This is a genomic window from Geobacillus jurassicus NBRC 107829, assembly GCF_001544315.1.
Taxonomy (GTDB): Bacteria; Bacillota; Bacilli; order Bacillales; family Anoxybacillaceae; genus Geobacillus; species Geobacillus jurassicus.
This window is the reverse complement of record NZ_BCQG01000047.1, coordinates 23429-30168: the sequence shown is the minus strand read 5'-3', so window position 1 is coordinate 30168 and position 6740 is coordinate 23429. Positions and strand designations below refer to the sequence as shown.

4 protein-coding genes are annotated in these 6740 nt (G+C 54.9%); 2 read left to right on the top strand and 2 right to left on the bottom strand.

What is annotated here, in order from left to right; genetic code table 11:
* Positions 1-56: 56 nt before the first annotated feature.
* Together GJ1_RS13340 and GJ1_RS13335 are read right to left on the bottom strand one after the other, a co-directional pair.
* Positions 57-740: a hypothetical protein gene (locus GJ1_RS13340; protein ID WP_245629387.1), complete on the bottom strand. Its 684-nt coding sequence runs from the start codon at positions 738-740 to the stop codon at positions 57-59.
* Between the two features lie 69 nt (positions 741-809).
* Positions 810-2096, bottom strand: a complete 1287-nt coding sequence (locus tag GJ1_RS13335) for an SEC-C domain-containing protein (protein ID WP_066233311.1) — start codon at positions 2094-2096, stop codon at positions 810-812.
* Positions 2097-2309: 213 nt separating this feature from the next.
* Here GJ1_RS13335 and GJ1_RS13330 point away from each other — a divergent pair, with 213 nt between their 5' ends.
* Entirely contained in the window at positions 2310-3956 is a 1647-nt protein-coding gene (locus GJ1_RS13330) for an SWIM zinc finger family protein (RefSeq protein ID WP_066233307.1), read from the top strand.
* Complete coding sequence (locus GJ1_RS13325) at positions 3953-6727, top strand: DEAD/DEAH box helicase (protein WP_066233306.1); 2775 nt, start codon at positions 3953-3955, stop codon at positions 6725-6727. Before GJ1_RS13330 ends, GJ1_RS13325 begins: the two co-directional genes overlap by 4 nt.
* Positions 6728-6740 lie beyond the last annotated feature (13 nt).

Sequence of the window (6740 nt, the reverse complement as noted above, 5' to 3'; positions counted from 1 at the left end):
CAAGGGCACCTTCTTTCGCATCCATATGCACTTCGTTGCCTACTTTGTCCGCCGCCTTACAAAAATCCCCGTTCGGCAAACGTCTCCCAGACGAGCTCCTCGAGCTCTTCGCGCAGCTTGGCTTCATCGACTCCTTCAAGCAAACCGTCCTTTTTCCATGTTCGGATCGCTTTATCGATCAAGCGATTGACTTGATCAACGTCCCAGCCCTCGCGATCAAACAGCTCCTCAACTTGGTCGAGCCATCCCTCAATCGCGTCGTCCAGCTCATCGCCATCCTCCATCCCGCCATCGTCGAACCAGATCTCATCACCGTCATCCCAATCGTCAAAGAGCCACTCATCATCATCTTCGCCCTCATCATCTCCGTCATCGAGCAACTCTGTTCCAAACAAAAACAATTCCATAACGGCGGATTCCACTTCCCCTACAGGAACGCCGTAGTGCTCCGCGGCCTTTTCGATATTGACAAATTCTTTTCCAGCCATTTCACTCGCCAAATAACGGAGTGCAGCCGCATACACAGCAGGATTCTCGATGACCGGTTCATCCTCTTGGCAGTATGCGCGCCAGAGGAACGCAGCCTGGCTGAGCACTAGGGAGGAGGTTTGTTCTTCCTTTTTCTTCAATTCATGAAAAACATCATCTTGATCCCGATCCCCCCAGCCCTTTTCGCTCAACAGTTGCCACACCAACTCGTGGACCGCTGTTTCAAGCAATTCCGGAAACGACTCGCGCAAAAACACTTCCCTCGCTTTTCAAAACGTCGATCAATGCCGCGTATCAAATGGTTGTTTTTCACCAGCCTTTTAGATGAATCCCCGATCGGTGAACATCTCCCACGCCAAATCGCGGAGCTCCTCGCGCAATTCTTTTTCATTCACTCCCTCAAGCAACCCTTCTTTCCGCCACGAACGAATGGCCCGGTCAATATGGCGGTTGACTCGCTTCTCGTCCCATCCCTCGCGCGCCAAGACAAAGTCGACTTCATCGAGCCATTCATCGATGCGCGCATCAAGTTCATCCCGGTTCTCTTCGAACCAGTCTTCATCCCAGTCGTCGAGCCATTCCTCATCTTCATCATCGACAGCCATCAGGAAAAAATCCAACGCCGCCGCCCTCACATCTTGGGGCATCACGTCATACCGATCGGCAATGTCTTCCACATCAGATCCTTCTGCCTTCATCAAATGACCGGCCACATGGCGGAGCGCCGCCGCGTAGACGGGGACCGAATAAGGGAGGCGGGATGTTTTTCCGCAATAGAGCGCCCATATGGCGAAAGCTTGACTGAGCAGCGCCGCTGGCGCCTCCGGCTCGTTTTCATCCAGCTCGCGAATGACGTCGGCTTGTTTCGGATCATCCCATTTGAACTGTTTGGCGAACTGCCAAAGCCACTCCAAGAGCACGTCGGAAAACACAGCGACGAACCGATCACGCATCCATGACGCCGCTGGCTGACCGCTCCACTCCGCTTCTTTTTGAATCGCCCGAAGCAATCGCTCTTTCCCTGATGCTGGGAACGGAAGCACCGTGGTGAAATACGTGAACGCTTCCTGGTACGGGACAAGGAAGCCGAACACCACATCCCCTTTTTCGATCACGTTCGGCCATTGATAGGAAGCCAATAAATGGATGTTCTGTTCCTTCCCAGTCAACAAATCCCGGACAACGGGGCGATTCCCGTCATCATAGCCGATGAACTCGTGAAACGACGGAACGGCTCCTTCCCATCGCTCGATGTGAGCTTGAACGGACGAGCGCCACCGCTCCCAATGGCGGCTTTTCCGGTAAGCGGAAAAGATCGTTTGCCCTGTTTGATCAAGCGGCCAACAAAACAACATCCAGTTCACCGCCATGATCTGCACGCCAAGCTCGATTTCCTCCGGCATCTCATCAAGCGGGAACTGGTTCAGAAGGTCTTCCACCTCCCTCTCATACCGCTGCAAGACAAACTGACGCATATCATTCATGCATTCGATCAACTCACGGTCAATCAACGACGCAATCGACACCGCCTCTTTTTTTCCACAACAATGCTTGTACTTTTTTCCGCTTCCGCACGGACATGGTTCGTTTCGCGGCACTGCCGCCATATTCGATGCACCTGCTTTCTCTTAAACTCAGGCTTTGCCTATTTCCATTATACCATCATTGGCAGAAGATATATCATCGTCAGCTTTTCTACCTACACATTCCCAGCAACAAATGCAGAAGACAGGCCGCTTCCACCGGGAATCGCATAGCGTTCTTCATTTCGACATGCTATAATTAAATGATAGGGAAATGAACGGAAAGGACGAACCGACATGCTGCAAACGACCATTTCCAAACCGCTTTTGCAACAGGCGGCTGGCGAATTGCTGAAAGAATTGCCGTTTCCTATTTTCCACCATCTCATTCAAAAAGGACGCGACTTGTCAAGAAACGGGTTGGTCTATAACGTCATGGTCATCAACAGCCACGAAGTGGAAGGGGTCGTTTCTGACATCACCCCCCATGAGGTCATGCTCGACTTAGCCAACATCACCCGCCGCCATCGCTGTCCATGCGGGACAGAAGGACTATGCCCGCATATTTTGGCGCTGTTTTTTTACATATACGGCAATGTGTTCGACAGCGGCGAGCTGTTCCGCCTGTGGAAAAAAGGCCAAATCCAAGCGTTGCGCAAAGAGGCGCCCGCTGCTAATGAGCAGGAGCCGCTCGCTCAAAAAAGGGTGGGGAAACCGACTGCCCTTTCCATCACTCCAAATGAAACCGTCGAAGATTGGTGGAACCAATTTGAGAAACAGTATCAAGACTTTTTCTCGCGCCATCAAAACGGCAAAAACTGGCCGTACCGTTTGGCATTCCAACTCCTCCCGAAGCTTGGCAAAAACGAAGGGAAGCAAGCCGGCGCCCGCCCGCTGCGGGAGCTTCATGCCGCTCTCTTTTTATTGGAGAAGCTTCGGCAGTACGGGGAGGCTCAAGGTTGGAATGAAGGCGGATTCGCCTCTTACGGGCAGTTTTCCTGGCAGCAGGACGTCAACCATGTCGCCGACCGCGCCTTTGACGCCCTAGAACAATTGTCTGCCAAATCACTGCCGCGGTCGCTCAACGCATTGATCGAACAGACAATTCCGTACGTGCGTGATCTATTGTTTTTGGACGGGGCGCTATCATCGTTCGGCTATGACTTTTACACAACCGCGTGGGAGTTGTTGTTCACCAAGCCCGCATGGCGGCAGGAAGAACGGGCAGAACTCCTTCGGCTCGCCCATGAACAAGGCAGCACCCGCGCCGCCATGGCGGCGGCCCACCTTTCCTTCCTGCTTGGCGAAGATGACGAGGCCATGGCGCTTTACCGTGCATTTCCCGAACAAGCAGGCCTGTTTTTGATTGAATGGATCGGACGATTCATCACCAACGGCCTCGTGAAGCGGTTTGAAGCCGTTTGGGAAAAGGGGAAGGAAGATTGGCCTCTTTACCTTTCCCACTTGCCTCACCTCATCCGGGGCAGTTTTTTGGACGAAGCGGTTCATTTGTTTGAAATGTATGCCCGCCAACGAAATCGCCCGAATGCATGGGAGGAGTTTTTGCAGCGAAGCCTCCCTTACAGCGTGAACCATTACACCAATTTTTTGTATCAGCAAGGACGCTACCGGGAAGTCGTCGACCTGTTTTTATGGGCAAACATCACCGCCGATGAATTGCATCCGCAGCTGCTCAAAACATTGCAAGCCCGTGGAGCGGAACTGGTGATGCCGCTATATCATCGGGCCGTGATGAAGCGACTCGAAGAAAAAAACCGGGCGAGCTACCAAAGAGCGGTCCGCCACTTGAAAACGTTGCGGACTCATTACCGTTCGATGAAGCGGCTCGACCAATGGGAAGCCTATTTCGAACAACTGCTCTCCAAAACAACGCGCCTGCGCGCATTCCATGAAGAATTGAAGAAAGGAAAATTGCTTCCATGAACGTGTTGCAGACGATTCCGCTTTCATGCAAATGGGATGAAGAGAATCAATGCTTCGAGCTCTCAAGCTCCACGCCTGTCTCGTCATGGGCCCCGTCTTTGTTCGCTTGGCACGAAGAAACGTTTTACGGCACGCTTCTAGATACCGCCCAGGACAATGGGGGAGAAATCGTGCGGCTGTCGCCGTGGCAGGCGCTCACGCTGTTCGCTTTGCGTCCGCACTCGCGCTTTTCCGCCATTGAATGGGCAGACGAGTTCACCGCCCGATTGGAAGAGTGGGCGAAACACATTTGGAACGGTTTGCGCGAACGCCGGTTCCTTCCGGACTCTTCACAATGGAAAAGCACCGGCGGCGCATGGAGTGAAGCAAGGAGCACCCGCTGGCGCGGCTCGGACGATGATCCCGATCCGTTCGTCGCCACATGGCGGTCGCTTGCGGTCGCCGACTGGCTCTCACGCGACCCGGAGCTTCGCGGCATTTGGGAAGAAATCGTCCGCACGTATCCGTTGATCGCATCCCGTGGCGACCAATGGACCGGAACGGAAGACGACTGGCTGGAACAAATCGGCTGGCTCGGCGACCGGCCTCCGTTTGTCGTCGGGCTGCGCCTCATTGAACCGTCCGAGGGCGGCGACGTATGGACGCTTGAGCCCGTGCTGATCGCCATCGATGACAGCGCCATCGCGCCCGCACGCGACATTCCGCGTGCTTGGCGGCCGTATGAATCATCGGTCCAACGCGCCATCCGCCGCATCCGCGCGATCGTGCCGTGGCTTGGCGATGAAAACGAGTCTTTGCTTCATGAACTGTCCGACGAACAAGCATGGCGCTTTTTATCCGAAGAAAGCTTAAAGCTCACAGAAGCAGGCGTCCGCCTGTTGCTCCCTGACTGGTGGCACGACATCCGCCAGGCGCAGCTGTCGATCAAAGCGAAGCTGTCGCCTTCTGTCAATGCGGAGACGTTGTTTGGCCTCGAGCGCCTCGCCGAGTTTGACTGGCGGGTGGCGACTAACGGCATCGAGCTGACCGAAGAGGAGTTTGCCGCTTTGGCGGAACAAAAGCGGCGCCTCATCCGCCTGCGCGGCCAATGGCTCATTCTCGATCCCGCTCTTGTCCGCCGCGCGCAGGCGCTCATGGAAAAGGCGAAAAAAGAAGGGGTGCCGATCCACGAACTCGTCGCCCAGACGCTGCTCACCGAAGCGGATGGACACGATGAGGCGGGAGAAGATGAGATCGCCATTCGCATTGATGTGCACCATCAGTTTCGGGCGTTCGTCCAACAGCTGCAAAACATCGACGAACTTCCCGCCGTCGCCGTGCCGCCGTCGTTTCGCGGCACGCTCCGCCCATATCAGCAGCGCGGCGTCAACTGGCTCGTCTTTTTGCGCCGCTTTGGCTTTGGCGCCTGCTTGGCCGATGACATGGGGCTTGGCAAAACGGTGCAACTCCTTGCCTATTTGACCTATGTAAAAGAAACGGAACGTCCGAACACACCGGCGCTTCTCATCTGCCCGACAAGTGTGATCGGCAACTGGCAAAAGGAATGCGCCCGCTTTACCCCAGACTTGCGCATCTATGTCCACCACGGACCGAACCGGGCGAAAAACGAAGCGTTCGCGCAAACGGCAGGCGAGGCCGATCTCGTCATTACGTCTTACAACCTTGCTCATTTGGATCATGACGATTTAAAACAGATGCACTGGCATACGATTTGCCTTGATGAAGCGCAAAACATCAAAAACGCGCAAACGAAACAAGCGCGCGCCATCCGCCGCTTGAGCGGAAAACATAAAATCGCCTTATCCGGCACGCCGGTTGAGAACCGGCTCGGCGAACTTTGGAGCATCTTCCACTTTCTCAACCCAGGCTATCTCGGCAGCCAAGCGGAATTTGAGCGCCGCTTTGCCGGACCGATCGAAAGAGAAGGGGATGCCCGCAAAAAAGCGGCGCTGCAGGCGCTCATCCGCCCGTTTTTGCTGCGGCGGACGAAAACGGATGAAGCCGTCGCCCTCAACTTGCCGGACAAAATCGAACAAAAAGAATATTGCCCGCTCACAGCCGAACAGGCGGCTTTGTACGAGCAGCTTGTCAACGACACGCTTGAACGGGCTAAAGAAGCCAGTCCGTTTGCGCGGCGCGGATTGATTTTGCAGATGTTAAACGGCATCAAACAAATTTGCGACCATCCCGCCCTCTATTTAAAAGAGCGCCATCCACGCCAGCTCGTCGAACGGTCGCACAAGCTCGAAAAGCTCATCGAACTCATCGAACAAATCCGCGCCAACGACGAGTCGTGCCTCATCTTCACCCAATACGTGCGGATGGGCGAGATCATCCAAGAGCTGCTTTCCGACTTGTTTGACGAACCGGTGTTGTTTTTGCACGGCGGCGTCCCAAAACAAACGCGCGACCGGATGGTGGATGAGTTCCAAGCGCGAAAAGCACCGATCTTCCTTTTGTCGCTCAAAGCGGGCGGCACCGGGCTCAACTTGACAGCCGCCAACCACGTCATCCATTTCGACCGCTGGTGGAACCCGGCTGTGGAAAACCAAGCGACCGACCGCGCCTACCGCATCGGACAGACGAAATTCGTCCACGTCCATAAACTGATTGCGACAGGGACGATCGAGGAAAAAATCGACGAGATGCTCGAACAAAAGCAAGCGCTCGCTGACATCATCACCGAAGGCGAGGCGTGGATTACGGAATTGTCCGATGACGAACTGCGCGACTTGCTCGCCTTATCCGCGGCAGCGAAAGGAGGCGCTTGATCATGGCGGAAGA

Bases quoted from the DNA above. Each gene is read 5' to 3' on its own strand.
- GJ1_RS13325 (WP_066233306.1), top strand. From the start codon at position 3,953: ATGAACGTGTTGCAGACGATTCCGCTTTCATGCAAATGGGATGAAGAG.
- GJ1_RS13335 (WP_066233311.1), bottom strand. From the start codon at position 2,096: ATGGCGGCAGTGCCGCGAAACGAACCATGTCCGTGCGGAAGCGGAAAA.
- GJ1_RS13330 (WP_066233307.1), top strand. From the start codon at position 2,310: ATGCTGCAAACGACCATTTCCAAACCGCTTTTGCAACAGGCGGCTGGC.